The sequence below is a fragment of the Citrobacter sp. wls711 genome (assembly GCF_005281055.1).
Lineage (GTDB): Bacteria > Pseudomonadota > Gammaproteobacteria > Enterobacterales > Enterobacteriaceae > Citrobacter > Citrobacter gillenii.
The window spans coordinates 1-24,171 of the sequence record NZ_SZXC01000022.1 but is presented as its reverse complement, the minus strand read 5'-3'; the positions used below and the strand labels follow the sequence as shown (position 1 = coordinate 24,171).

General features: G+C 52.3%; 30 protein-coding genes. 2 read left to right on the top strand and 28 right to left on the bottom strand.

What is annotated here, in order from left to right:
• Positions 1 to 131 precede the first annotated feature (131 nt).
• Positions 132 to 392 (top strand): hypothetical protein, encoded by a 261-nt coding sequence (locus FDW98_RS07690; protein WP_003847193.1) that lies wholly within the window; start codon positions 132 to 134, stop codon positions 390 to 392.
• A 49-nt stretch (positions 393 to 441) separates the two neighbouring features.
• Here the strand turns inward: FDW98_RS07690 and FDW98_RS23380 are convergent, their stop codons facing one another.
• Genes FDW98_RS23380 through FDW98_RS07615 form a run of 16 tightly spaced genes read right to left on the bottom strand, consistent with a single transcriptional unit; the run spans position 442 to position 16,650 of the window.
• Positions 442 to 582 carry a hypothetical protein gene (locus FDW98_RS23380; protein ID WP_170975199.1) on the bottom strand — a complete coding sequence of 47 codons (141 nt, stop codon included), beginning with the start codon at positions 580 to 582 and terminating at the stop codon, positions 442 to 444.
• A gap of 10 nt (positions 583 to 592) precedes the next feature.
• Positions 593 to 3,067 (bottom strand): hypothetical protein, encoded by a 2,475-nt coding sequence (locus FDW98_RS07685; RefSeq protein ID WP_137398825.1) that lies wholly within the window; start codon positions 3,065 to 3,067, stop codon positions 593 to 595.
• 4 nt (positions 3,068 to 3,071) lie between these two features.
• On the bottom strand, positions 3,072 to 4,874 hold the full coding sequence (locus FDW98_RS07680; protein WP_137398824.1) for a hypothetical protein: 1,803 nt from the start codon (positions 4,872 to 4,874) through the stop codon (positions 3,072 to 3,074).
• Positions 4,871 to 7,381, bottom strand: a complete 2,511-nt coding sequence (locus tag FDW98_RS07675; protein WP_137398823.1) for a hypothetical protein — start codon at positions 7,379 to 7,381, stop codon at positions 4,871 to 4,873. The genes FDW98_RS07680 and FDW98_RS07675 overlap by 4 nt, the downstream gene beginning before the upstream one ends.
• Before the next feature lie 12 nt (positions 7,382 to 7,393).
• Complete coding sequence (locus FDW98_RS07670) at positions 7,394 to 7,936, bottom strand: hypothetical protein (protein ID WP_137398822.1); 543 nt, start codon at positions 7,934 to 7,936, stop codon at positions 7,394 to 7,396.
• Positions 7,936 to 8,400, bottom strand: a complete 465-nt coding sequence (locus FDW98_RS07665; RefSeq protein ID WP_137398821.1) for a hypothetical protein — start codon at positions 8,398 to 8,400, stop codon at positions 7,936 to 7,938. The genes FDW98_RS07670 and FDW98_RS07665 overlap by 1 nt, the downstream gene beginning before the upstream one ends.
• Positions 8,400 to 10,877 (bottom strand): hypothetical protein, encoded by a 2,478-nt coding sequence (locus FDW98_RS07660; RefSeq protein ID WP_137398820.1) that lies wholly within the window; start codon positions 10,875 to 10,877, stop codon positions 8,400 to 8,402. Before FDW98_RS07660 ends, FDW98_RS07665 begins: the two co-directional genes overlap by 1 nt.
• Positions 10,877 to 11,482 (bottom strand): hypothetical protein, encoded by a 606-nt coding sequence (locus FDW98_RS07655; RefSeq protein ID WP_000179045.1) that lies wholly within the window; start codon positions 11,480 to 11,482, stop codon positions 10,877 to 10,879. Before FDW98_RS07655 ends, FDW98_RS07660 begins: the two co-directional genes overlap by 1 nt.
• Complete coding sequence (gene gp10, locus FDW98_RS07650; protein ID WP_003037867.1) at positions 11,482 to 11,805, bottom strand: capsid staple protein; 324 nt, start codon at positions 11,803 to 11,805, stop codon at positions 11,482 to 11,484. Before gp10 ends, FDW98_RS07655 begins: the two co-directional genes overlap by 1 nt.
• A gap of 51 nt (positions 11,806 to 11,856) precedes the next feature.
• Positions 11,857 to 12,237, bottom strand: a complete 381-nt coding sequence (locus FDW98_RS07645; protein WP_137398819.1) for a hypothetical protein — start codon at positions 12,235 to 12,237, stop codon at positions 11,857 to 11,859.
• 10 nt (positions 12,238 to 12,247) lie between these two features.
• Entirely contained in the window at positions 12,248 to 12,688 is a 441-nt protein-coding gene (locus tag FDW98_RS07640; protein WP_137398818.1) for a Bbp16 family capsid cement protein, read from the bottom strand.
• 51 nt (positions 12,689 to 12,739) lie between these two features.
• Positions 12,740 to 13,726 (bottom strand): major capsid protein, encoded by a 987-nt coding sequence (locus FDW98_RS07635; protein WP_137398817.1) that lies wholly within the window; start codon positions 13,724 to 13,726, stop codon positions 12,740 to 12,742.
• Between the two features lie 17 nt (positions 13,727 to 13,743).
• Positions 13,744 to 14,463 (bottom strand): peptidase, encoded by a 720-nt coding sequence (locus FDW98_RS07630; RefSeq protein ID WP_137398816.1) that lies wholly within the window; start codon positions 14,461 to 14,463, stop codon positions 13,744 to 13,746.
• 2 nt (positions 14,464 to 14,465) lie between these two features.
• Positions 14,466 to 14,762 carry a hypothetical protein gene (locus FDW98_RS07625; protein WP_137398815.1) on the bottom strand — a complete coding sequence of 99 codons (297 nt, stop codon included), beginning with the start codon at positions 14,760 to 14,762 and terminating at the stop codon, positions 14,466 to 14,468.
• A complete protein-coding gene (locus FDW98_RS07620) occupies positions 14,759 to 16,429 on the bottom strand; it encodes a portal protein (RefSeq protein ID WP_137398814.1) in 1,671 nt (556 codons plus the stop codon). The genes FDW98_RS07625 and FDW98_RS07620 overlap by 4 nt, the downstream gene beginning before the upstream one ends.
• 14 nt (positions 16,430 to 16,443) lie before the next feature.
• On the bottom strand, positions 16,444 to 16,650 hold the full coding sequence (locus FDW98_RS07615) for a hypothetical protein (RefSeq protein ID WP_000334867.1): 207 nt from the start codon (positions 16,648 to 16,650) through the stop codon (positions 16,444 to 16,446).
• A gap of 534 nt (positions 16,651 to 17,184) precedes the next feature.
• On the opposite strand from FDW98_RS07615, the gene FDW98_RS07610 reads away from it, so the two are divergent.
• Positions 17,185 to 17,592: a hypothetical protein gene (locus FDW98_RS07610; RefSeq protein ID WP_137398813.1), complete on the top strand. Its 408-nt coding sequence runs from the start codon at positions 17,185 to 17,187 to the stop codon at positions 17,590 to 17,592.
• Between the two features lie 35 nt (positions 17,593 to 17,627).
• Here FDW98_RS07610 and FDW98_RS07605 read toward each other — a convergent pair whose 3' ends face one another.
• From FDW98_RS07605 to FDW98_RS07555, 12 genes are all read right to left on the bottom strand, one after another.
• A complete protein-coding gene (locus tag FDW98_RS07605; protein WP_137398812.1) occupies positions 17,628 to 19,109 on the bottom strand; it encodes a terminase in 1,482 nt (493 codons plus the stop codon).
• The gene (locus FDW98_RS07600; protein WP_170975201.1) at positions 19,106 to 19,786 is read right to left on the bottom strand and encodes a terminase small subunit; all 681 of its coding nucleotides are present in this window, start codon (positions 19,784 to 19,786) and stop codon (positions 19,106 to 19,108) included. Before FDW98_RS07600 ends, FDW98_RS07605 begins: the two co-directional genes overlap by 4 nt.
• 22 nt (positions 19,787 to 19,808) lie before the next feature.
• Positions 19,809 to 20,147, bottom strand: a complete 339-nt coding sequence (locus FDW98_RS07595) for a hypothetical protein (protein WP_137398810.1) — start codon at positions 20,145 to 20,147, stop codon at positions 19,809 to 19,811.
• Positions 20,147 to 20,287 carry a hypothetical protein gene (locus tag FDW98_RS23375; protein WP_170975198.1) on the bottom strand — a complete coding sequence of 47 codons (141 nt, stop codon included), beginning with the start codon at positions 20,285 to 20,287 and terminating at the stop codon, positions 20,147 to 20,149. Before FDW98_RS23375 ends, FDW98_RS07595 begins: the two co-directional genes overlap by 1 nt.
• A complete protein-coding gene (locus tag FDW98_RS07590) occupies positions 20,280 to 20,975 on the bottom strand; it encodes a hypothetical protein (RefSeq protein WP_137398809.1) in 696 nt (231 codons plus the stop codon). The genes FDW98_RS23375 and FDW98_RS07590 overlap by 8 nt, the downstream gene beginning before the upstream one ends.
• 3 nt (positions 20,976 to 20,978) lie before the next feature.
• Positions 20,979 to 21,242 carry a hypothetical protein gene (locus FDW98_RS07585; protein WP_137398808.1) on the bottom strand — a complete coding sequence of 88 codons (264 nt, stop codon included), beginning with the start codon at positions 21,240 to 21,242 and terminating at the stop codon, positions 20,979 to 20,981.
• A 1-nt stretch (position 21,243) separates the two neighbouring features.
• A complete protein-coding gene (locus FDW98_RS07580; RefSeq protein ID WP_249935698.1) occupies positions 21,244 to 21,672 on the bottom strand; it encodes a hypothetical protein in 429 nt (142 codons plus the stop codon).
• The gene (locus FDW98_RS07575) at positions 21,669 to 22,316 is read right to left on the bottom strand and encodes a hypothetical protein (protein WP_137398807.1); all 648 of its coding nucleotides are present in this window, start codon (positions 22,314 to 22,316) and stop codon (positions 21,669 to 21,671) included. The genes FDW98_RS07580 and FDW98_RS07575 overlap by 4 nt, the downstream gene beginning before the upstream one ends.
• Positions 22,313 to 22,678 carry a hypothetical protein gene (locus FDW98_RS07570; protein ID WP_249935700.1) on the bottom strand — a complete coding sequence of 122 codons (366 nt, stop codon included), beginning with the start codon at positions 22,676 to 22,678 and terminating at the stop codon, positions 22,313 to 22,315. Before FDW98_RS07570 ends, FDW98_RS07575 begins: the two co-directional genes overlap by 4 nt.
• Before the next feature lie 31 nt (positions 22,679 to 22,709).
• The gene (locus FDW98_RS07565; protein WP_137398806.1) at positions 22,710 to 23,204 is read right to left on the bottom strand and encodes a hypothetical protein; all 495 of its coding nucleotides are present in this window, start codon (positions 23,202 to 23,204) and stop codon (positions 22,710 to 22,712) included.
• 61 nt (positions 23,205 to 23,265) lie between these two features.
• Positions 23,266 to 23,610 carry a DUF1064 domain-containing protein gene (locus FDW98_RS07560; RefSeq protein WP_137398805.1) on the bottom strand — a complete coding sequence of 115 codons (345 nt, stop codon included), beginning with the start codon at positions 23,608 to 23,610 and terminating at the stop codon, positions 23,266 to 23,268.
• A gap of 120 nt (positions 23,611 to 23,730) precedes the next feature.
• Positions 23,731 to 24,171: DnaT-like ssDNA-binding domain-containing protein (locus FDW98_RS07555; RefSeq protein WP_249935697.1), on the bottom strand; the 441-nt coding region annotated here is incomplete at its 5' end.

Here is a 24,171-nt window from a genome sequence, read left to right as displayed (position 1 = left end):
AACCTTATATGAATCGTTTGGGTATTAATCAGTCACTTTATTACCTTACAGGTAATTTGCATTTCATGCTGGATAGTCCTGATATCTTCTGCTACTGTATGTTTATACAGTGATTGCATGGAGAAGAAGAGATGCAACGGCAGTATCACCATCCGCTGGAAGAAGGATTTGAAGAAAGAATACACACGCCGGTAGGCGTTAGATCCCTGGTGGAGGACTCGCACCTGATGAAGTTGCTGCGGGAACTCGATAAAGACGGCTTCAACGTTGACGGACCGTTAGCTGAACTGGTTGCGCTTGTGAATTACGTCACAAGCTCTCAAATGACCATGCAGGATCTGCAAACGCATCTCGATTACTGTGCCGAACAGTTACGAAAGCAAACCACATAATGAAAAAGAAAAGGCCGCAATGTCGGCCTTGTGACATGTCACAGTCATGCTATGACAAACCTATGTACCCTGCTATACCAGATAATATTAAAACAACTGCGACGGCAAATTCCCCATCTTCAATGATGCCTTTACGGTTCATTACTCCAAGTGCGACGAGTGCCAACACAACAAGAATAAAAGAAATCATTTTCACATCCTTATTGCGGAGTAACATCCTGAGGTCGCCACCAGTATGTTTGATTGAATTCTTTCTTCGAACGCTGTTCCATCTTACGCAGATAGCCAGGGGAAAAATACTCCTGCATCTGGTTAAAGATCATATGATCAAGCGCCGCCTTCAGGTACCAGATATTAGCACCAGGCGTCAGGCCTTTGCCAAGCTTAACCAGATCACCGCCAGTCTGCTCGCTCTTACCCTCAACCGCATTCAGTGGAATACCCTGGCCTATTTTGATAACGTCATCGACCAGGCCAGCCACCGGTCCGAGCATTGAAGCCAGTGCGCCGCTTCCGTACCGGGTGTGATCAGACAACAGGAAATCACCGTACAGCCCAAGACCACCGCCTTTCAGCAGCGCACCAAGCCAGAATTTAGCAGCATCTTCACCAGTCATATCTCGCGGATTCCGGCCTGATGCCATGTCGTTTAGTTGCTGAGAAAGTGCACCAAGAATTGTCGTGCTGGCGATAAACGTCGCGATGTATGCCGCACGGCCACCGGCAGACGGCATACCCATAGCACGCGACCAGTGACGCATAACAACAGAGATCGGGAATGACTTGAACAGGAATACGCTGCGGGTTAATTCCCCTTTCCAGGTTCCGCGCTGGATACCTGATCCGGTAATCATCTGTTCTCGTGCGCCTGGCGTAATAACCGCCATATCAACTTCCTCGGTGACGGCACCGAGAAGCTTACGCATAGCCTCGAATTTTACACGCTCAGGTGCACCAAGGTGCTGTACAGAAGAATCAGGAATGCGCATGATACTTTCAGGAGTCAGCATCGTGGTATTGCCTTTACCCCAGTCTTCTTGCTGAGCCAGTTTCCACACACTCCAGTCAGTGTCGGTGATCCCTTTACTTTTCAGAATGCGGAAATCGTCATTTGAGAGACTTTTCAGATCTGGCGTTCTGGTAACAACGTCACCAAGACTACCCATCATTGTCACGCCATATGCGCGCTTATGGGCGTCTGACCACGCAGTTAACCCACTGGCTCGCATCACCGCCGTTGCAGCCCACCGGGATACAGACGGCCCCATATTATCCATCGCCCAGCGGTTAACGCTGCCGAGTAGTGATTCCATAGCCAGACCAGCACGACGGGCCCTGGCAAGCTCGGTGCGGTTCGTTGGGTCCATAGCCTCAAGCTGATTACGGAAAAGCTGATTCATTGGGAGATTGGTAACCTTGGCTGACAAGTACATGGTGCCAAGGTCTGAGAAAGACGCCAGCAACGCAGAGCCAAGACGGCTGGCAACCATCCAGTTGCGGATGTTATCCGACCAGCGTGCAATGTGCGGGTTGGCAACAGGCTGAGTTTTACCTGAGATGAAGTTATACAGGTTCTCAGTATTGTTTGCCTGGCGCTCTATGCGACCGGTATTCTGCGGGTTAGCCGTAGCAGTCTCTGACTTCGTCTGGTCAAGCAGTGATCTGAACACGTGATCCGGGTTTGGACCGTATGTCTCCACCAGTGCGATATCTTTACTTATCCCTTCCAGATGTCCGACCATGATTTCCCAGAGCGATCGGTCGCCGTAGAGTTGCTGGTATTGTAAATAGGAATCAGCGTCTTTGAAGTGTATCTGGCGGGATGCGTTTCCACGGTTGCCGCGGGCACCAGAAACACGCATACCGGTATCAGTAAGTTTATTCAGACCACCAGTGGCGATGGTGTTATATGCTTCGACAAGAAAGGCAGTAAGCTCGGAATCGCTCATCAACTGACCGTCTGCGCGGGTGTAATATTTTCGGTCAAGTTTACCGATCACGTCACTGACCCATTTATCCTTTGTTACTGCTCCAACCTTTTCCATCGAGTGATGTTGTGGAATACCCCAGCTTTCCAGATATCCGATATCGCCACCGGCATCATTGAACCGGCGACGCAGCAGTTCAGTAACCTCGCCCCACGCTTTCGCCCCTTTTCTGGCTTTGGCGTTACCGGTATTCTGCCCGCGTATTTCAAATACCAGATCGCGCACGCCCGCTTCATCTTCGAACAAGCCAAAAAATCGTGGATCAACAGCCTCGAAAGCCTCCTGCAACTGGCTCAGGGCATAATCGCGTGTGGCCTTGGTCCTGGACTCAACCGAGAGGAAGTTTGACTTACCGTCAGCACTGAAAGCTATAGTGCGGTTGAGTGCACCCAGTTTGCCGTCTGCCCCCTGGTAGCTGTTGATAAATTTATCGAGTCTCTGGCGTGCAGCAATCGTCAAAGCGACACGTCGTTTTTTGAGAGAGGCCTCTCTCTGAAGCTCATCGGAAGCAAGTTGCCCGGCGCGGCGTAATCTCTCAGCATCAGTAAGTTGACGCCATGACATAGGATCGTCTCTGGCAAGCGTTCGCATATTGCGGTAGATACGATCTTCAATATCCTGAATCTCGCGTGCTGTCAGTGTGCGCTTAGCTGCCTGCTGTACTGCCTGAATACATTCCTGTCTCATCAAATTACCCTCTCAAGAAACACGAGACAGCCACATCAAAGAGGCTGGAATCCTGTATCGCCTGTTCGTTATCTCTGTTTGCTTCGTCCAGCACTTCCCGAGCGCTTCGCGACTGCGGGTTTCCTTCATCATCAAGGACGGTGATCATCATGTCCGGAGACTCAACCAATGAGTCTTCAGCGATACGCAGATCCATATCTCCAGCCTGTTCCACTGTTGGCCTTTGCTCTGCCTGCCGCAATAAGGCACCGGGTTCAAAAGGTGCAGCCTCGTCAGGAGTACGGACCTCTGCTGTTTTGTAGAATGAAACCGCCTGATCATTGAGATCACTTTCTGCCTGCTGACGTCTGGCTAATTCAGCACGCGCCTCAAAGTTAACCCCACCCTCAACATTCGCTGCCAGATTATCCTTTGCCGCCTGAAGTCTGACCGACTCGTCATTGATACGCTGTTCAATATCACGAAGCCTTTCCTGACGCGCTGCGCGTGCTCTGGACAACTCACGCCCACTGCCGGATGGTTGTTCGTTCAGCACTCCAGAGCGTTCCTGATTGAGACTTTCAATGGATCTCTCGATGCCAGTGATATCCGTCTGCAACTGATTAACCTGCTCAACGTCTAAAGCCTGCGCCGCTTGCTGCTCAAGCGCCCTGGTATCAACTGCAACCTGAGTACTGCCTTCATCTGTACGATACAGCGTTTCATCAATCGCCTGAGAAATAAGGTTTCTCCGCCCTGGGATATCACTAAATGATGCAGGTTCGGCAATGCTGGCCACATCAACTGCACGGCCCTGGCTTACGTCATTCATCGCCTTCTGTAGTGCCTGTATATGCGCATCACGTGACAGGACATTAACCGGTACACCAGGAGCAACATCAATCTCAGCGTGATGTGAGGCATTGGATGCCAGTGCTGCATCCACCTCAGCCGGGGAAAATTCAGGAATTGCAACGCTCTCACCGCGGGCGTTAAGGAACCGACCTACACCACCAAACGCCACACCAAGAACAGCATCAATGGCGATAGACTGGCGATCAAATACATCATATTGATTCGCCATTTCGTTATAACCGCCATCACGCAGTGTCTTTGCTGTTAGACCACGCTGCGCCATGCCAAAGGCAATGTTAGTTCCGGCTGCGTATGCGATGTCTGGAGCGGCGCGAACAGCAGTAGCTGCAACATTACGCACAGCACTTTCACCTGTTCTCGCCAGTTGTGCGCCAACACTTTCTGCCAGCGCACCACCAGCTCGTAGACCGAGGCTCATAGGGATCAATGTACCAGCGCCAGCTGTGACACCCTGCACCAGACCAGCTTCCTGAGCAGTCCTGAAATCTACTCCCTGAGCAGTCAAGCGTTCAAACTCAGAGAAACCCTGCAACGCAGTGACGGCGGCAGCCCCGCCGGCAGGACCAGAAAGCAGTGTACCAACGACCGCCTGCCCGCCCATGTCGAACAGACCATGAAGAACCTGACCAGCGGTGCCTGTTGTTGCTGCGTCAGGCGTCAGGCGTTTAACCTGTTGCTCTGCGAGCTTACGCTGTTCCGCAATGTACTCGGCAGAAGTGTCGTTAATGGAAGTATTTTCGTTAACGAATTTCGCGATGGGCGAGACGATCTTATCCATTCCAGCCCATAGAAGCTGGTCAGGTTTGGCAACCAGTCCAGAATACAGACCTGATACCGCAGCGGTACCTGAGTTATCGAAGAAGCCGACATCGGTGTTAAATCCTGCTTGGTTAGACGCTGCTTCATCCAGTTGCTGATTCTGGTTAACAGCGTTAAGACCAAAGTAACTCATTGCGGGATCCCCTCTGAGAACCTCTGGCGCTGTTGTGTGAGATCGATAACGACAGGAGTTCCATCATCTTTCAGCAAATACCCGGTGCCGAGCTTCACCAGATACTGGCTATCTCCATAGCTTTGCAGCCCATACTGCCCTGGCGGGGCTTTTATTCCTGCATCAGTCACCTGTGTTTTCCAGGCCTGATCAACTTGTTTATCAAATTGCTCGGCAGACATACCCCACGGTAACAGCACGCTTCCCATGCCGTTATAGTCATGTACGCCGCCAGTAGCTACGTTAACAGCCTGCTTCCATGTGTCACTGTCAATCTCACCTGATACAACACCCTTCTTCGCCATCACGCCAGCGTAATAGTCCTTCGCTATTTCGTAGGCCATTGATGCGCCATGCGCGTCACCGGCAAACGCATCCTTCACCATGTCAGAGAACTCAAGACGAAGATCGTTATCTTTCGGCATTGGTATGCCTTTCACATCATCTGTACCTTTGCGAGCGGCTGCACCAGAAAGGATGGTTTGTGCTGCAGATTCAGGTGATACAGAAACATCAGGGTTAAACCAGTTTTTCTCAGCCACAACACCGCCTGGCTTATCCATAAGGATCCCGGCGACAGCTGCCGATGGGGCATTGGTGCTGATCTGCTGAAGCGCCGACATATATACCTGACCGCCTCCGGTGCTCTGCCGGATGGTGTCGAGATATGCAGACTGTTGAGAAACTGGTGCATCGCGGAAGAAAGCCCCGATTTGATTAGCTTCATCTTTGGAAAAGAACGTCAGCGGCGTGCCGTATGATTTAGCCAGATCTACAGCCTGAGACGCCCGAAGGGCAATCGTCTGGCTGAAATTGTTCTGGTTGGTCATATCGATAGGCTTTGTTTGCCCGGAAGAAAGTGAAAACTGAATTGGGTCTGCTTTACGTTGCGCGAGAACAGTACTGGCAGCAGAGACAACGGCGTCATAGGTTTGGGCACGCGCTGCATATCCTTCACCAGTTTCACCGGTATCTGGCTTCAAGTTTTCTACTGCCGCCTGAATGCTGCTAGTAGGCATGTTGCGGAACGAGCCGATGTACTGTCCGGCAATCTGCGTGTTGCGAAACTCGGTATAGCGTAGATTTCCCTCCCGCACGCCGTAGGCGGCGAGGAAGTCGTTCTGCGTAGGAGCATCAGGGAAGTCAACGCCGCGCATGTATGCTGCACTGGCATCACGCACACGGCTGTCGATATTGGTGCGATACTCCGCCTGCTGCTGCTTACGGATTTGGTCAGCCTGGCGAAGGAATGTCGCCTGGGCCTCCGGAGATGCAGCGTCAAATGCCGCGTTGCCCGTGTAGCGTTTGGTGCTGGTAGGAAGTTGTGACAGACCGATGGCCGCACTAACACCGGTAGCAAGTTGCTGATCACTGTACGGCTGGCTGCCGTTCTCATGTTGGATAATGGAAGCACACAAAGCCTTTAACGTATCAGGGTTTGATGCGTCAAGCGGCTGGTCAGGAGTCACGCCGAGTTGAGCACATACTGCCTGAATGTAGGCGTCAGTGTCGTTATTGTCAGACGGCGGGGCCCAGCGGTTAATGATGTCGCTGACAGTATCAATACCCTGTCTCTGGTATGACAGCAAGTTGCGACCAAGCGCCCGAATACCGTGCTCTGGCGTTTCGAATTTCGCAAATCGACCATCATCACCGGTTTGTCCCACCCACGGATTGGTTTTGCTGTACTCGAGGTTGCCGGGGTTGTTGTTGCGAATACCACGGGCGCTATCACCAGAACCACCTTCTGATACAGCACGGCGGGAACCGGTAACCGTATCGCTTAACTCGCCATTACTCTGGATGAACTCGATAGAATTATTTGCCGACCATTGAGAAAGGGAAGCATCGGCGACCTTCTCTTTGAACTCAATCTTTTTGGCCTGAATCTGTTCAGAACTCCAGCCATGAGCGGCGCCGTAATCTTCGATCTGCTGGAAAGTTTGCTTGTTGTAGAGAACATAATTTGCATTATCACCATAGGCGGCAGCAGCCAGTTTACCGTTATTCGCCAGAGTCGCCTGGAACTGACCTTCTTCATAGGCATTGAGTTGGCTTATCTCATGCCTGCCAGCCTGGGTGGTGAACTGAATACGCTGCTGCTGAGCCTGCTGCATAAAACCAGTCCGGGCACCTTCCGGCAATGTCATCGCGATCTGCTCTGCCTGAGCATCGAATTGCTGGGTATAAACCTGCCCCTTGCCAAGAGCGTTCTTTCCCTGCATGTTAAGAAGCCCAGTATCCGGGTTAGTCAGCAGATCACTGGAAATCTGGCTGAGTTGTAATGAGGCATCCTGAGCCTGAGCAACATCAGCGCGCTGCTTTGCCTGTGCAAAAACATCGACATATTGATCAGCAACCCCACTTAAAACATCGCCCATCTGTGGAGTATTAAATGTTTGTAGCCCTGGAGACTGAAACCCGCGACTTTCAACCTGACGACCAGTGACTGTTGGTACTGTTGGCATTTCTTTATCCCCTTATCGACCGGTTGGCGTGCCTATCGCTGCAGTGATAGGAGCGGCTTTACTTTGCGTAAAAGGATTCCACGTTCCTCCCCCCATCTGATAAGCCCCGTATGCCTTCAGTGGCGCGGTTAGTAATGTCTGAGTCAGTCCTGAACTTCCTGCACTGCGTGCTGAATCTGCCTGAGACTGATAATTTGCCCCCTGAACACGAAAACCATACGCCTCTCTCTGGGCATTATTCACCGTAGTCAACGCATCAAGCGCACCGAACTGCGCAGTATCACCGAAGATATCCAGTGATGAACCGCTACCTAATTCGGCACCGGTTGCTGCCATGGTTGCCGCCTGAGTCCCCTGTCGTTGGCGCATTTCTCTACGTCGCTGATCTGCTTCTGCGTTACCTCTGTTTATGGAATCCTGAGCCTGAGCCTCTGCCACATCGGCATTTTTCTCTGCTACCGCAGAAGTGTATTTTGCCTGCTGGTTTTGGCTGTACATTGATGCGGCAGTTGATGCCACTGTGACTGCAACCATTGCTATAGCCGGGCTACACATTATTTTCTCTCCATGTGGAATCGGTGAAACGGTAGGTTTTTAATGCCGTATGGCTGAGGTTCATCGATGGTGAATCCCAGCCAGTGAAGCCAGATGCGCGCTGTGTGGTTACGCGCGTCAACATAATTTTCAAGATACGGGTAAACAGTCAGCATTGCATTGACCACTTTTTCGCACCGGCGCAGGAAAGTACGCTGGTATTTCTCCAGCGCGTCAGTGCCCACCAGCCACGGAATGCCGCTGCCTCCTATCATTGATGCCGGAGCCACGCCAAAGACAGTAACCACTTCGCCGTTAATCAATCCGGCGCAGCAGAATGTTGACGTGCGCAGACCGGTTTCCAGCACGCGGCGCGGACTCCATCCATTGGTTGCCAGAAATTCATCGATATCAGCCTGACGAACAAGCGGAATAATGGCTTCGATATGCTCTGCGGTGGCCGGTACGATCTGAGCTTTAATCATCAGAAGTCTCCGACGGTAAGGCGAGGCAATACAGCAAGAACAGAAAGCGGAAGTGGGTCAAGCTGGCGAACCTTAACGCGTCCGTTTTTATCCCAGTTGCTGTCAAGTTTTACTTCGACCTTGCCGGTAGCGTCATCAACAGGATCGTCGTAGAACTCAAATTCACGCTGAGGATATTCATACCAGGTTCCGCCAGGAGTTGTTGCCCAGATTCCACGACTTGCGTTGACCACCATCGTGACAGTAGGGATGACCTGCTTTTTATCCAGCAGCGTTTCCTGCCCGTTGATATTGATGTCCAGCGTTTCGAATTCAGCGGTGATAGGCAGTCCGATATGCACAACTGCACCTGGTGACTCCAGAGTGACTGAACCACCAGTGACAACCTTCTGAGTCTCAACGCTGGCATCTGACAGGATGTTTACTGTCTGACCTTCGAGGTGCGACAGGCCACCGAACGTCTGGCGCGCCATCTGCCAGTTAGTTGTGGCCACATTGCGAAGTACCGACGGGACGTTACGGTTGAAGCGCACGACTACCGCGGTATTACTGGTCACTGAAATTATGTCGCCACGCAGTTCTTTAACCACCGGCTCGTTGGTGTCTGGATCCGTTCCGGTATATGGGAACTGAATCTGAGCGCCAACATCCGTACTGACGAAGTAAGCCCCACCACTCACAGTAACCGGATAATCGACCTGATAGCTCCAGTCATCTGTGCCACCGCTGATGGTCATTGTACGTGATGACGTATTTCGCCCGTCGTAGCTCAGACCACAATCGACAAAGAACGCATCTTCATCATTGGTAAACAGGCGACTGGACAGGCGCTCTATATAACGTACGATCTGCCCATTGATGGTACGGTTAACCACGAAGTAAACAGCATCCTCGCTGCCTTCACTGATGGAGCAGGTGCTTTCGTACTTTCCGTCGCTCGATTGTGGTGCCCAGGCGAATACCTGCTGATCGCGCAGATAGGTCAGTACCAGCAGCTTTCCGTCGTCTCGGATGCAGAACGCGCTGCTATATGGCACGATGCAGAAGGACCAGTCAACAATGCTATGCTTCTGGAAAAGGTGGTTTGCCAGTATGGTCAGGTCAGTACCCTGGTACCCATCGACATCGAAGGAGTAGGCCAGATCACGCACAACGCTGCCTTTCTCCTGGATAAATAGCGCAATGTTCGCTACGGCAATAGGTGGAACGTTGCTGGAACCGTTGTTCCCCTGGGAGCTGAACGAGAACGCCGCCGGAGTGAGGACCTTATTCTGGTCTCCGGATATCGTATATTCCCCGCCAGATGTCAGAGCAACCAGATTACCAACGTCAATAAGATGGCGGATCTCATTTACCTGTCGCCCTGCGTAGGTGTAAATGATCCGATCATCATCCTGAATCGGGTTGTTCTTACCAAAATCTTTATAGTCGCCAGTGCGGCTTGCCCAGATGGTTTGTGGGTACGCGGTAGACGCTGCAAAGTACAGGCGCTGCTGGTAGTAAACAACGGTGCTAGGGTAGCCGTTAACACTGTTCCATGCGTATTTCGCCCACTTATAACTGGCTTTAGTAGAACCAACCACCTGAGACGGAATGAATGAAACCACATCTGCAGTTGCTGTCAGACCATCGCCAGCTACTGCTGAGATTCTGGCAATGCCGAAACCGCTATGCAGATACTCCCACTGTATTCCGGTATCACCGTCGCCAGTTCCTCCCCAGCCATCCCACGACATTCCCTCGGTATGCGAAGGGCGAAGTGTTCCGGTCTTGCCAGCAGTATTGGCGCGGTAGTAGTTGCTGTCTGCACGGCGAACATCGTTGATTGCTGTGGTCTTACTGGTCTCCCATACTGGTACGGAATCAATAGCAGGCTGCTCGAGATAGAACAGTTTTCCGACCTGCTCAGCACCGAAGATGGCAGAACTTGCCGTCAACGTAATGGTTCCGGTGCTGGCGCTGGCGTATACCTTCACTGTCTCGTCAACGTTGATATCTTCGAACGGTCCGTTTTTGGTGGTGACGTCGACGATCTGCCAGTTGTCGTGTGCGTAGCGGCGCAGTTCTTTCGGCGGGTATGCAGGATGCACCAGCGTCAGAACGTCAGCGCTCTGCGTGAATTTTATGCGGAAAAGGTCGGTATCAGCATACGGCATCGCCAGCTCATAAATCACATTACTGGTCGTCAGAACATAAGCTCCGTCTTTAATGACGCGCATATAGTTATGCCCGAACTCAAGCGCGTAGGTCTGGACGGTCGAGAACTGAAACGGGATTAACCGGCACTTGCGATCAGGATATTTAGCTGGGCCAACAAAGCGTGTACCTGGTCGGTTCTCGACGCCGCCATACTGACGAACAATGAAGTTATCGCACTTGCGAAGCGCCACCTGATACTTTGACATATCAATGCGGCCATACAGTGACGGACCAATTTCACCACCGGCAAAGCTCGGTTGAATCCAGCTAAAAGCCATTATGACAACCTCGCTGCTGTGAACTCATCTACCGGCGGTTGTGGCTCCTGTGATTCGTTCTGGCTGTGTGAGCCAGCACTCAGGATCACGCGGTTGTACATCGTCAGTGCGTTGTTACCGAGATCTGCGCTACCGGTCAGCGCCATATTGATGGCTGCAGCCAGACGCCAGGAAAGCGCCTCCATGAAAATGGCGTCATACATATTTACGTCAGTAACCCGCGCCACGTATTTCAACCACGCTTTCGGCTGATCGGTGTAAATGAGCTTACCTGTCAGATCCTCATTTGAACCGACAACATATTCAATGCGCTGCGCAGCCGTAGGATTGCGTATGCCTGTCGGCATGATCTCGGTTATGCGAACACAATCAGATGGGTACTGGTAAGCGTATTGCCAGTCAGGAGGCGGATTATTGGTATCAGCCAGCGCCACGCGCTTGGTAGCAAAGTTCCAGTCAAAGTCAGCCAAAGCAGCATCGCGGCAAGCATCAAAATGCAGAGAGCACTGTCCGGCCTCTTTACTGGCTTCATTCAGACTGTTAATGCTGCGGCTGTTGCCGATATTGCTCAGCGCGCGGTTGCAGATCTCGATAACGGAGGCCATTAATCATCCTCCCCACCGTAGAGAGTTTGCGCTGCTGACTTCGGTTGCTCGCCGGATACTGGGCTGAGTGCCATATCAGTGATCTGCAGACTGGCGTTATGCTGCATTCCATCTTCCGTTTCGCGGGTAGAAGTTGAGCGAATAGTTGCCTTTGCGGTGATCATTACTTCAGTGCCAGCAGATTGAGGCGTTGCCTTGAGCTTGGCGAGCGTCTCGTTGTTCAACTCAATGCAAAGGCCCCACGGATAATCATCACGAGTCTGGGTTTTACCATCCTCATCCTGATAGGTGTCTGTGCCGGTTTTGAGGTTTACCAGATCCATAACGGACTCCTGCAAGAAGGGGGCCGAAGCCCCCTGTTTGATTAGCGAGGCTTAGACGCCCAGTTCTTTACGCTTTTCAGCGATCTCTTTTGCCAACGTTTCAGCCGTTTTATTACCCGGCTTCTTGCCTAGCAAATCTTCATACTGCTGTCGAAGCAGAACAAGGTCTTCGCTTACCGCGCCAGTACCATCAGATTTCACTTCTTCCACTACCTGCTGAGAAACGGCGGAAACTGGGCCGTTGACAGCTACAGATACCGCTTTTCCTTTACGCTTTTCAGCGATCTCTTTTGCCAATTTCGCAGCATCGTTCAGCGGCTCCAGCGCCGTACCTGGTTCACCGTCATACTCAACTTCAGAACCTTCAGGCCAGAGGTTGTTATGAATGTGGGATAAACGCAGGACGCGGTATTTTGCTTTTTCACCTGACATCGCTATCCCCTTAGCCAGTCACTTTTGAACGAATCGGGTAGTAAGGGCTGTTGTTATCAACATCCAGGCTAATTCCCGAGGTAAACGCGCCAGCCGTCAGCGGACCGGTGCCAACTGAATAGTTCACGCGCAGATAACGCTGAACACCAGCAGGAACCTTCGCAGAGAACAGACGCTTGCCAACGGTAAGTGCCGAGAGTGCCAGCGCACCACTGTCGTAGATAGTTGTCCAGGTTGAGTTGTCCGGGCTGGTCTGTAACTGAACGTTCAGGGTCGCAGCACCTGCAGCAGTTGCTGTTGTGTCAACGGTTGCCCAGAACTCCTGCGGATAACCAACGCCGATATCGCGGCGGGTACCGTCGATAGGACCAAGGTCAATCACGTCCGTAGAAGCAGCAGAAGCTGTTACCGCCTGCTTCTCGGAGAACATCAACAGTTTGTCGAGGATCATTTTCTTTCTCCATTCATGGGCCAGTTAAGGCCCATTAGTTAATGACAGGCGTTAAACAACGCGCGCTTCTGTTTCCAGAATTGCGTCAGTTTCACGGATTGGGATGCCACGGAAAGTGGTCCACCATTCGCCCTCAGTCTCTTTGACGGACAGAGCCAGAGAAGCTTTATCCAGAGACTGAAGGTCGAGAGCCTGGGCAACGGTGCGGTTCATATAGAAAGCCGCGCGGCCCATCTTCAGGTTAGGTACGCGGTGCAGCGCTTTAACCATCATCGTGACGATGTTTGCAGCAGAAGCCGGAACAGACAGATCGCTCACATCGATATTGGCGATGCGAACAACGTAGCGCCAGTCGCGCAGGGCCAGACCGTTATCCCACTTGTAGTGGGTCCGGTACCCCTGGTATTTACCACCAGCGGCATCGGTAAGAGTCTGCTCGCCAAGGTTCTGAGTCTGCAATCCTGCCTTCTGGCCTTTAGGGAAGATGCCGTGAACGGTGTTTTCACCCCACACCACCAGCCAGATGGAGGTATTATCTGTACCGGTACCACCAGCATCAATAATGTTCTGACCGTTACCTGCTGATTTGATTGAGTAACGCGAAGACAGCCCCATGAACTGCTGAGGGTTAACGCTGGTATCACCATAGAACAGCGTCTGAGCCATCTGCTGGTTCATGCCTTCGATGAATGCACGGTCTTCAGACAGACGGAATTCAGCGGTGTTGCCGTTCAAATCTGCCAGTGACTTGTCAACTTCGGCATAAGTTTCCAGCATCCCACAGGAGTCGGTTACCTGTACTGTAGTTGATTTGCTTGGCTGCACGCCGTAGTTAAGCAAACGCCAGGTAGCAGATGGCAAACCAGAGCGCACGGTAGTACGGTGGCCGGTTGGCAGGTTACCCTCAACGAACATCATGTCCGTCAGGATTTCGTTGGTTTGGGAAAGGAGTTCGACTATCTTATCGACCTTCCCGTTTGGATCAGTACGCTTAGCCCAGTCAGCCAGCGTCAGCGCATTTACGCCTTTAACAGCCATGGTTATATCCTCTCTTATTAGCCATAAAGCACTTCGGCCGCACTACGCTGGCCTTGATTACTGCCATCGACCATGCCGTCTTCCGACATAGCTTTACCGATTTTCACGAACGCCTTGACCAGTTCAGGGTGGTTACCCAGGCCAGTGCCTTCCAGATATTCTTTCAGCTCAGGCGTACCGAACTGAGCAAGAGCACGCTGTGCAGCGCTCAGGTTACCGGTCAGCTTATCGCCGCCGATCTCCTTGTCTGCTTTAACATCAGCAGCCCACTGCTCGGTGGTTTTCTGCCATGCTTCAACCTGTTGCTGCTGGACCATTGGCATGATCTTGGTGCCGTACAGGTCGACCATCTTCTGCGCCTGCTCGTTTGTCAGATTCAGTTCACGGGCGATAGGCTCAAACTGTTCCAAAGCAGCAACATCAAGCTCCTGGCCTTCAGTTGGTTTGAACTCATATTTCTCTGGAGCGCCTTCTGGCTTCTTGTCCTTTTCTGCTTCTTCGGTTTTGGCTTTTTCAGCAGCAAGTTCTTCCTCAGTTTTCTGAGCTTCAGAACCTTTCTCAGAATCAGCGACCTCCGAATTATCCTGCGTCTTGGATTGCTCCTGAGTTTGCTGCTGAGTTTCGCCAGCACCTTGAGTTGCTTCAGTGCTGACCGTTGATGCTGTATCTGCCTGACCACCTTCAGTGGATTGCTCATTGCAAAGACGGCGATGCAGCAAACGTTCAAATAAATTCATGGTCACTCCTGTTCACTGGCCTCTGCGGCCATCTTCAGATACTGATCGGGGCAGTGCGTCATGACGCGCTGAAACAGAACCAGAGCCAGGTTGCGCTGCCCTTCGTTGAATGCTGTGATTTGCGGATCTACGTTGAAGCAAGCTCCAAACACCTGGCCTTTCTCAAGCAGTGACCAGATCACGCGGCGGCCCTGCTCGCTTCCCATAACGAACTGGATGTCGTCGATATCGCGCTGTTCCAGATCGTGCTTCTTGCGTTCGTTCTGAATGCGCAGCTCCTCTTCGTCGAAATCCGTCATTGCTGCTGCGCCCCCACTGCGTTAGTGATTGCGGTCAACGCGCTTGGGTCAGTGGTCTGCGTTTCGCTGAGAGTCTTGGCCCCCTGCGCTGCGGCCTGCCCCATTGCCATTGCCTGTGCGGCTTGTGCCTGCTTGGCGCGCTCTTCACGAATACCATGCACCTGCTCCTGAGGAACGATGACGGTAGGCGATACGCCTGACATTTCGGAGAACGCGTCGATAGCCTCATCCACATCGAGCTTGTCGAGTGCTTCAGGCTTGAACTGTGCGAGCTGACCGATGAAGCCAACGGTCTGCGACAGGCTGGTAAGGCCGATAGATTTCTGCGCCTGCGCCATCACGGAGATATATTCGATGCGCAGCGGCATACCCTGCATAACGTCAGGCGGTTGCGGCAGCATGTTCTTGCGCGCCATGATGGAGAAAACGCGGTCGATAAGCGGGTTAAGAGCCTCATCGTTCAGTCGCTCCAGCACCGGCCCAAGCATCAGCAGTTTCTCTTCTTTCATCTCGATCACCGCTTCCACCGGCATAGAACGGGTGTTGATGTTTTGCAGCATCATGAAGAGGTCAACGAAGTAGGCGCTGTTGATGGTCTGTCGGGTATCCTGAATATCAGCCAACAGATCTGCAGTATTCGGGTTTACCAGGTATGCAGGTTTGAAACCGTCCTGGCCGCTCAACACGTCGAGGTACGTCACATCGCCAGGCAACAGGGAAACACGCTGTGTTTTTAGCGAGGTAGGAGCAACCATCGGCGGGTTAGTAGCTTTATCGATGAGCTGAGCTTTACGCTTCTGCTCAACCTGAAGGGCTTTTACCTGACCGAGGGCCAGCATGCCAGGGCAAGATGAAGCGTAAACATCCTCGCCGTTAACTTCCCAGCGCGGAGCCAGGATCGGGAATTCATCAAAACCGGATTCACGCAGCAGCTTGTCGGAGTCGCCGCCAGTCTCGAAGTACACGGAGCGGAACGGCTTGTTCTTGCTGTCCATCTTCCCGGTGTCGCGGTTAACGTTTGGCATGATGCAGTGGTTAACTTCGATCCACGTTTCATACGTGCCGTTTTCCCACATTCCTTTCACTGATGCGCTGACGTTATCCAGACCGAACTCCTGCACCAACTGGCGCACGGTCATGGAAAACTGGCGGAAGGATGTGTCAACGCTGCCACGCGGGCTGTTAGCAAGGTAGTAGCTGCCAATAGGGAAAGGCATTGTGCGGATCACATCCTGGTCATCTTCGAGCACAGCCATTGCAGCGGTACCGAAAGTACCCAGGCTGGCGTACATGACAGGCAATGACTGATACAGGTTCGACTTGTTGAACACTTCGTTCATACGGCGCTGCACGACTTCAAGCCACACCTTAACCGGACCATAATCCATCATGTCAGGGTCAGGCGTTGCCAGTTTGAACCATGGGCGGGCCGGACTGGTGATGCCGGACATCATGCCGCTGGACAGAATGCGCTGAGCCATTGAACCGGTAGGATCAATAATCTTAGTGTTACGACGATCATCACGGTTTACATCAGACGTCAGAAAGCGAGAGCCGCGCGGATTGATGAAGTCGCTCAGGTCACGCCAGTGTGACTCGAACGATGTGCGCTCATTCTTCAGCTGTGCGAGCTGCTTCAGCAGACGCTCTTTTTCGGTTTCCGCCATCTCTGCCTACTCCGTTACTGACCGAGCAGCGTTTTACCGCTGGTGTTTGCGGTTGAGGTGTCGCCCTGCGCACCAGTCAGCAGAGTGGAGCTGCGTCCAGCGGCTGCACGGCGGCGGCGCTCTTCGTCGTCACGAGAACTGACAACTGCTGCATCCTGCTCCTGTGGCGCGGCCTGTACTTCTGGTGCTGCTGGCACTGATGGCTTGCTGCCGATACACATAGCAATAGCTCCGTACGCAATTAAATTATTACCAATTTAACCACATATGATTTATTTAGCGTAGGCTATTGACACTTATAACATCAGATATTACCTTTTAGGTAATTGATATTGATGTGACGCGGTTGATGTACGGCATATGGCACATGTGCCGCAGCGGTCCGGATGGGTTCCCTTGATGCTACTTCCCCAGCCGGGTAGCCGGAATGTGCAAGCCAGTGTTAGGTAAGCACGGACATGACGACTCACCATCGTGGCGATACGGTGTGACACCTCGGAAGAGACGAGGATGCAACGATGAGAGCATTGGGGTGACCGGTTAATCCCGTGACGCTAACCGATACAGGCGCAGTGCTCTCAATGTTGTGGTGAATAAGGCATTAAACCGGCTACCACCGGTGATTGTTAGAATCATCTGCGCAGAGTTGCTATGCCGAATAGATTGCGTACCACAACCCAATCACGCCTTAGGACCGTGATGAAGCGCCCATAAGAACGATGCTGTGTAGCCTTTGGCGGTGGCAGACTCCCTTGATGCTGACCACCGTCACTTTTACACCAGAACGCCATTGCGATGACGTTGCGCTGCAAACCCGTAACTGCCATGGAAGGCGCCCTTGCTTCCAGTTCGCCCACTTCGGTGGGCATTTTTTTAAGGTGATAATCATGGTATCAACTGCATCTCCAGCACCATCCTTCATGGCTATCGAGCATGAAATTCAGGCCAAAGAATCATCAGCTATTGAGTACCTTGAGTCTTTAATTGCCCATGATACTTATGCGAGGATGGTTATTGCAGCACTCAGGAATGGTGCAATTACTGAACAACAGGCCATCGTTCAGTACATGAGTATTCAGAAACAAAGAGCAGATCATTACGAAAGTGAGATAATTAAAACTATCCAAAGAACGGCATCTATGCCGCCGGTTTTTAAGTCGTGACATGTCACAATCAGCCCGCCGATGCGCGGGATTTTTCATGCATAGGGATCGTACTCAGTCAACGCCTTACCCTGCTGGTTTTGCTGCTGCCCATAGTTGAACTGTTTTTTGGTAACAGGAGCGGCATAAGTCAGCACGTAGGCGTCAGCATTGTTCGGTGACCGGCCAAGCAATTCTTTAACCTCGTCCTTGTCCTGTAAAATCTTCCTGCTGTCCTTCAGCCTGACCTTGTATTCAGGAGCGCTCAGCTCGTCGGCTAAATCCTGGCTGTCAAGTTGGGCGCCAAGCTTCAGCGCGTCTCGGGCGGATTTATACATCTCTCCGCGCTTATTACCCATCTCAGGATCCGCCGTACCGCTGCCGAACATTATCAGCGTCCAGTTTCTCCCCCAGTTATCACCGACAGATTTAAGACCTGTGCCATAGCCGTAATCAATAAACACAGCATCAGCCTGGTACTGATCCTCGAAGTCTGCAATCACTTTCGCAAACAGCACATCGTCAGTGGTACGCTGCCACTCCCCTAGTTTCTTGCAGTGCAGCCCCTGTCGCAGGTAGATAACCGCAGGGTCTTTACCCTGGTGAGACGGGTCGACGCCAAGAACTACAGCAGCGTGCTGGACCTGTGCCGGAGTGATAACCCTTCCGACAGCTGGTTGCGTCAGGCCGGATGGAATGAACTGGTTTTCAGACGCATCAGGGAAGATTCCGCGTACACGGACTTTCACAAAGTCGCTGTCTTCGCCGTAGTCGTCCACCCATTTCTGCAACTGCTGCTTGTTTGTGCCTTCCACGGTGCGGGAATCAATCTGCGCGCACTTCCAGCGGTGTTTGTATTTGCGGAAGCACTCGCGAAATCTTCCGGTGTTACGCGTCGGGTTCCCGAACGCCACCCAGATGATTTCGGTGTCTTCGTCCGTCAGCGCACCCTCGGCAACTTCCCACACCAGATCGGCAATGTTGGACGCTTCGTCGAATACGACGATGATGCGCTTACGCTCGTTGTGCAGCCCGGCGAATGCCTCGGTGTTATGCTCAGACCACGGAATGGCATCAGCGCGCCAGCGTTTGTCGTGGCCCGGATCGTTGCTGTACATCGCCGTGGCGGTGCAGGTGAACCACTCTTTCGTAATAGCCAGGTTGGACCATTTGATGATTTCAGGCCATGTTTTGGTACGCAGCTGGTTGTCGGTGTTGGCGGTCACCACCACCTTGCAGTCTTCACAGGTAGACATGCCCCAGTTAATCAGCATCGAGATGAAGGCGGATTTACCGATACCGTGGCCGGATGCGCGGGCCAGCATCAGAGGCTGGTGACGAGTGGCAGGATTCTGAAGGTGATCGCGTATCTCGCGGAATGCGTCGGCCTGCCACTTACGCGGGCCGGTGGCGTGCGCCAGTTCTGTCCCCTCTTCGCCCCATGGGAACGCATACGTCGCATAGCCCAGTGGGTCATACGTGAACCCAGCGATATCCTCAACGAGCTGTTCTTCCGGCGACATGGCTGCGGCTGTCATTCTTCACCACCAGCCTGCTCTTTCACGCGACGACGGGCCTTCGCCATGCGGTCGGCAATGGTGACGGTGCCTGAAACTTCCAGGCGCTCTTTGAACGCGTTGACGTCGACGTGCTTACCGATAAGCTCGAGGTTCTTCACCTTGTCAGGCCATTTGATTTTTTGCAGCGTGGACTCGATATCTTCCTCGTCATCCTTCATCGCCATCCTGATGCGGTTTATATCCACTGCGCTGATCGACGTTCGCCAGACTTTAGGCCACTGGCTAATTGGCCTCAGTCCACCGTCATCGTCGAGGATGTCCAGCACATCCATCTGGTCTATTTCCACCAGGCGGAGCAGCACGTAATCAGCGCTGACGCGCAGGCGCTTGTTGCGCTCTTCCATCAACTCAGCGATCCGTTTCTGGATGCGCTCATCACGCATCATGGCGCTGGCTTTTACTGCTGCCGTCTTATGAGAAAATCCTGCGTTAATCGCTGCCTGCGTCTGATTCTCTGGGCATTTGGTATATTCCTGAGCGTAAGACTCCTGCATCGCTGTGAGTGGCTTATACTGCGTTGATTTGCGTTTTGGTGCTTTTGGTTCTGCGGGCATTGTTACCACCGAAGTAATAATTACCGTTTTGGTAATAGTAACACGCAAAACAAAGCCGCCATAGTCGGCGGCCATTGCAATTTATTGTCGCTATCGTGACATGTCACACTGATAATTTCGTTTCATGCCACCCGTGTGTCACCCAACATGCCGAATCACCATCGCACGGACACGACTCAACTGGCAGCGCATCGCCGCACTTCCCGCACTTGTTAGCACTGATTGACTTGATACGGCCACACACTCGCGCATCATCCTGGCGGATTAGCAACGCGATGTACTCGCTCATTTCATACGGCGCACGACCAGGGCGACGGGCGGCGCAATTACGCGCCAGCATCTCATGCTCCTGCTCGTCGAGCACTATCTCCATCTTGCGCTCACCGGCGGCTGACTGGCGGGCACGTTGAGCTGCTTTACGTTCTGCTGCGGATTTAGCCATTAGTCGCCATCCTCTTCTGGCTCCTCCAGTGCATCACGGAATGCTACAGACACGACCTTGCCACCGAACGCCTCCATATGAGCATGCACAGGAGGCTCTTTACCGTCTTCAAAATCAATGACGAAAGTTAGCTTAGCCACGTTTCACCTCCTGCTGCGGTGCTGCTGCGAAATGCTCGACACCTTTAGCCCAAATAGCTTTGATGGTCGTCCATGTGACAGGAACGGTGATTTCAATTCTGCCGCTGCCGTCGCAGGTTTCGCAATCATCATCACCAAAACACTCTGGGCAGTTTATAAATTTCGTTTCTGAAAACTCACCGGACAGCACACTCTTTGCGCCGTTCTCAGCGGTTAGCCTCTTAGGCACCAAATCCCAACCATCCGGAGTTACCGGAGAGTTGCCAGACTGAAGCATGGCGGCGCGGCAGGCGTTCCACATATCAGCTGCAACGCAACATGCGTAGAAGTCAGGATTTGCAGTTGGTAGGATAGCTTTTATCACCTCGTAATCAGGCTCAATTTTAGGCGGCACTACCGGTGCTGGCGGTGCGGTGTAGAGCGGAATTACCGCATCTCCCATTGGCTGAGACAGGCACTTAAGGTGAAGCTCACCCATCCTGGCATAAGCCAGAGTTTCCTCAGCGGCATAAAGCACAGGCTCAGCGCCAAACGCAGCTATCGCCCCATCAATAACCTTCACAGCATCAGCCATTGCGTAGCCGAGATTACCGCCGTCGCTTTGTGCTGCTGCTTTGCTGAGTATTTCGCTTATCTGGTGCAGGCGATCGAGTGATACAGGACCGTGCGCCGGGTGGTTAGTTGTCATGGGTTAGTCCTCAATTTCCCGGTTTCGGTTATATCCGAGTTCATTTTTCCCGGTTGGAGTAATGAGCATTTTTGCTTCCCAGTTCGGGCTTCGCGAACCATAATCAAAAATTAACCCTTTGCTCCTTAAGGCCCGTCCAGTCGGGGTGCATTTTTCTTTTGAGCCTTCCCACCGATACGTATCATCCAAGCTACGAAGCAAGGTTTCTCCAGCCTCCAGACGGCGCATAACTTTCAACTGTGCTATGGGCATCCACCAGTTAGCCATCTCACTCCCCCTTCACGCCAATGCCAGCGGCGCGGATTGCGTCGGCGCATTCTTCCAGTGCAAAGTTATATTTATCAGCAGCCAGCCCGTAACCTTTCTGGTACGGCGTTGGTAGCATCACCTCCCGTGCCTCCAGTTCTGCGATCCGATTCTCTGCGGCTTCCAGCTTGGCCTCGGCCTCTTTGAGCTTTTTAGCCATTCGGTTATGACCATCGACGATTTTGCAAACCTCGCGTTGAAGAGTCTCCTCGCATTGCTCAAGCGCTTCGCGGAATATGCGCATGCCAACTACTTTTTGAGGAAGCCCGCTGACATAATGCAGTGGTGTGAATAATTCGCGTCGAGCCATGCGGGCAGCAACGATGAGTAGGATGTTTCCTGATTCGCGTGCTGATTCAGTAGTCAGCGCCTGTTTGTTGAGTGCTGTCATTGGGGTCTCCATCCTTCGCATGAGTAGTCGCGGCAACCATCAAAATCATATGGGTTGTACTGCCAACTGATTTTTCCGCAGTGCGGGCAATTCCAGCGAACCTTTCCGCTTCGCGCCTTTTTCCTGCGGTTTTGTTTTTTCAACCATTCAGGCATAACCAGCCCTGCCGCATGCACCATGGTGCGGCGATTAAATTCATTGATGCTGAATGTGCGGCGCTTAGCCTTGTCAGCCAAGGCAAAAGGAATCCAGACAATTCCAGGCTCCGCTTTGTTAGCGGAAACAAAAATGAATGCCTTACTGAAGTCATCTGTTGGAAGTCCGCCATGTTGCAGCCAGTACACATCGTTGCCGTTCCAGCTTCCTTTTTTGTAGGCCACGTAGGACTCGCATCCGGGTTCAATAACACTATCAGCAGGAATGTACTGGCAGTCGACATGCCAGGTAGCCAAGGAATCAACGCTGTCTGCGCAAACTGGCTGATCAATCTCTCTACCTAAATCCCAGCTGTGTTGTGCCTCTTCGCGGGTATACACGTGAGCGCGGTCGATGTTTGAGCTATACCCGTTGCCGTTGTGGCAGTGGAATGACGCGTTGCTCCCGACAGTTTCTCGTGTACACAGCATGTAGAATCGGTTGCTCATAGCGCGGCTCCTTTGCGAAGCTGGGCGGCGATGTCTTCCAGCACACCATCAGCGAACGAACGGTCGAAATCACCTTGCGGCGCGTTAGGCATAAACTCAGTTGAGGTAAGAATCATCCGGGCAATATCAGCGGCGTTCTTTGCTGTATCTTCAATGAACCCTGCCTCCCATGCCGCCAGCATTCGGTTGGCAACAAAGTGAGCGCCTTCCTTGCGGGCCTGCGCCCGCACTTCAGCCAGGAAAGCATCGGTAGCTGGGGTTTTATTTTCGGCCTGAAGCCACTGGTTGTAGTGATAATCAAACATTCCAGTTGGGTGCCCGCATCCACCGTGGGTGTGGTTTTTCATGGCGTCACCACACATGCAGTAGTCAGCGCCTGTTTGTTGAGTGCTGTCATTGGGCTGCTCCAGTTCTAAGTTGAGCCATTCGCAAAGCTGATTCTGCAATGTTGTCTTCTTCGGTTTTCAACGGCTCCAAATCCACTTCACCTTCCCTGGCGTTAATTACCCACTGACCGAATGGAGTGATATTGCGGATTCCATGAGGACCTTTACCTGCCAGCCCTATTTCAACAAGTCGCGCCATCGCTTCTGCGCCAATGTCATACCCTTCCCCGTCTTCGCATGTTTCATTGAAACGCATCAAGGCGTTGATATCTTGCTCCTGCAAACGAGGCCAGTGACCCGCCGCCAGCTCCCTGCACTTGCTCTCGGCGTTAGCGAGCTGTACTGCCATGTTTGTTGAACGAACAAATTGCACTTCAAGCTGTGTAGCCAGATCGCTAATCAGTTGCGCCAGGCTGCGCACGTCGACAGCACCGCATGATGCTTTCAGTTCAGCAGTGCGCTCATGTCCTAACTTCGCTAACTCAATGATATTGCTTCCCATTATTACCCTCGCTTACCCGCATAAGTTATTGATTAGTTTGATAACTAAAAGGATCATCGATTTAGAACTCTTCGACGCTCCACCCGCCACCCGCTTTCTTTGGCTTAACCGTTACCCCGATGATGCGAAACGGGTACTGGTCTGCTGCAACTTTGGTTTTCACCCTGGCGTCGTCGGTCCAGAAACCTTTCACCTCGTGCAGTTCCATCTCACCGGTGGTGAGCATCACTGCGAAGTCAGGCGTGTAGAACGTGTTATCAGCCAGACGTAGCTTGATGCCTTCGAACCGATACCAGGCTATTTCCCCGGCATACTTGCGTAACTCAAGGTGCTGGCAGTAAGCCGATTCGGTTTTATTCATCTGGCCTGTCTTGAGCCTTCCGAGTGCCTGCAACTGCCTTTTCATGATTTACCTCTCAGGTAATTTAAAACCACAAATGAGTTAATTTCAATAGCTATGCGCATATTTTATTACCTTTTTGGTAATTCATTAGATGTAAAAAAATGCGCTACTGCGCTCCCGGTGTTAACCGCGAAAGCCTGGAGGGATCTCGCTGTCTGGTTCTGGTACTGCGTTAACGTCCCTCTGCTGCGTTCTCGCTGGCTTTGTCCTGGACAGTTGAACACTGCGCGCCAGTTTCTGCTGCCACTGGTCGTGATGAAATGCTTTTCCCTCGGCTTTCCAGTACGTGATGAAATCAGCCAATTCAAATGGCGTCACATCGGTTTTGAGGTTTACCCCCCATAGCGCAGCTCGTTTGGTGAAATCAGGATCCGGCGTCCAGCTATCAGGCATGGTGAATTTACCAAGCGCACCAGATCCACCCGATTGGACATATCCATCAATCACCGAATTTGTTGCATGGGGATCTGGTTTGCCACCTCCAGAGTTATCCACAGGCTGATTTTTCTCGTCGCCTATGTGTGGGGTTTTATCTTTTAGATCTTCTCTTCTCTTCTCTTCTCT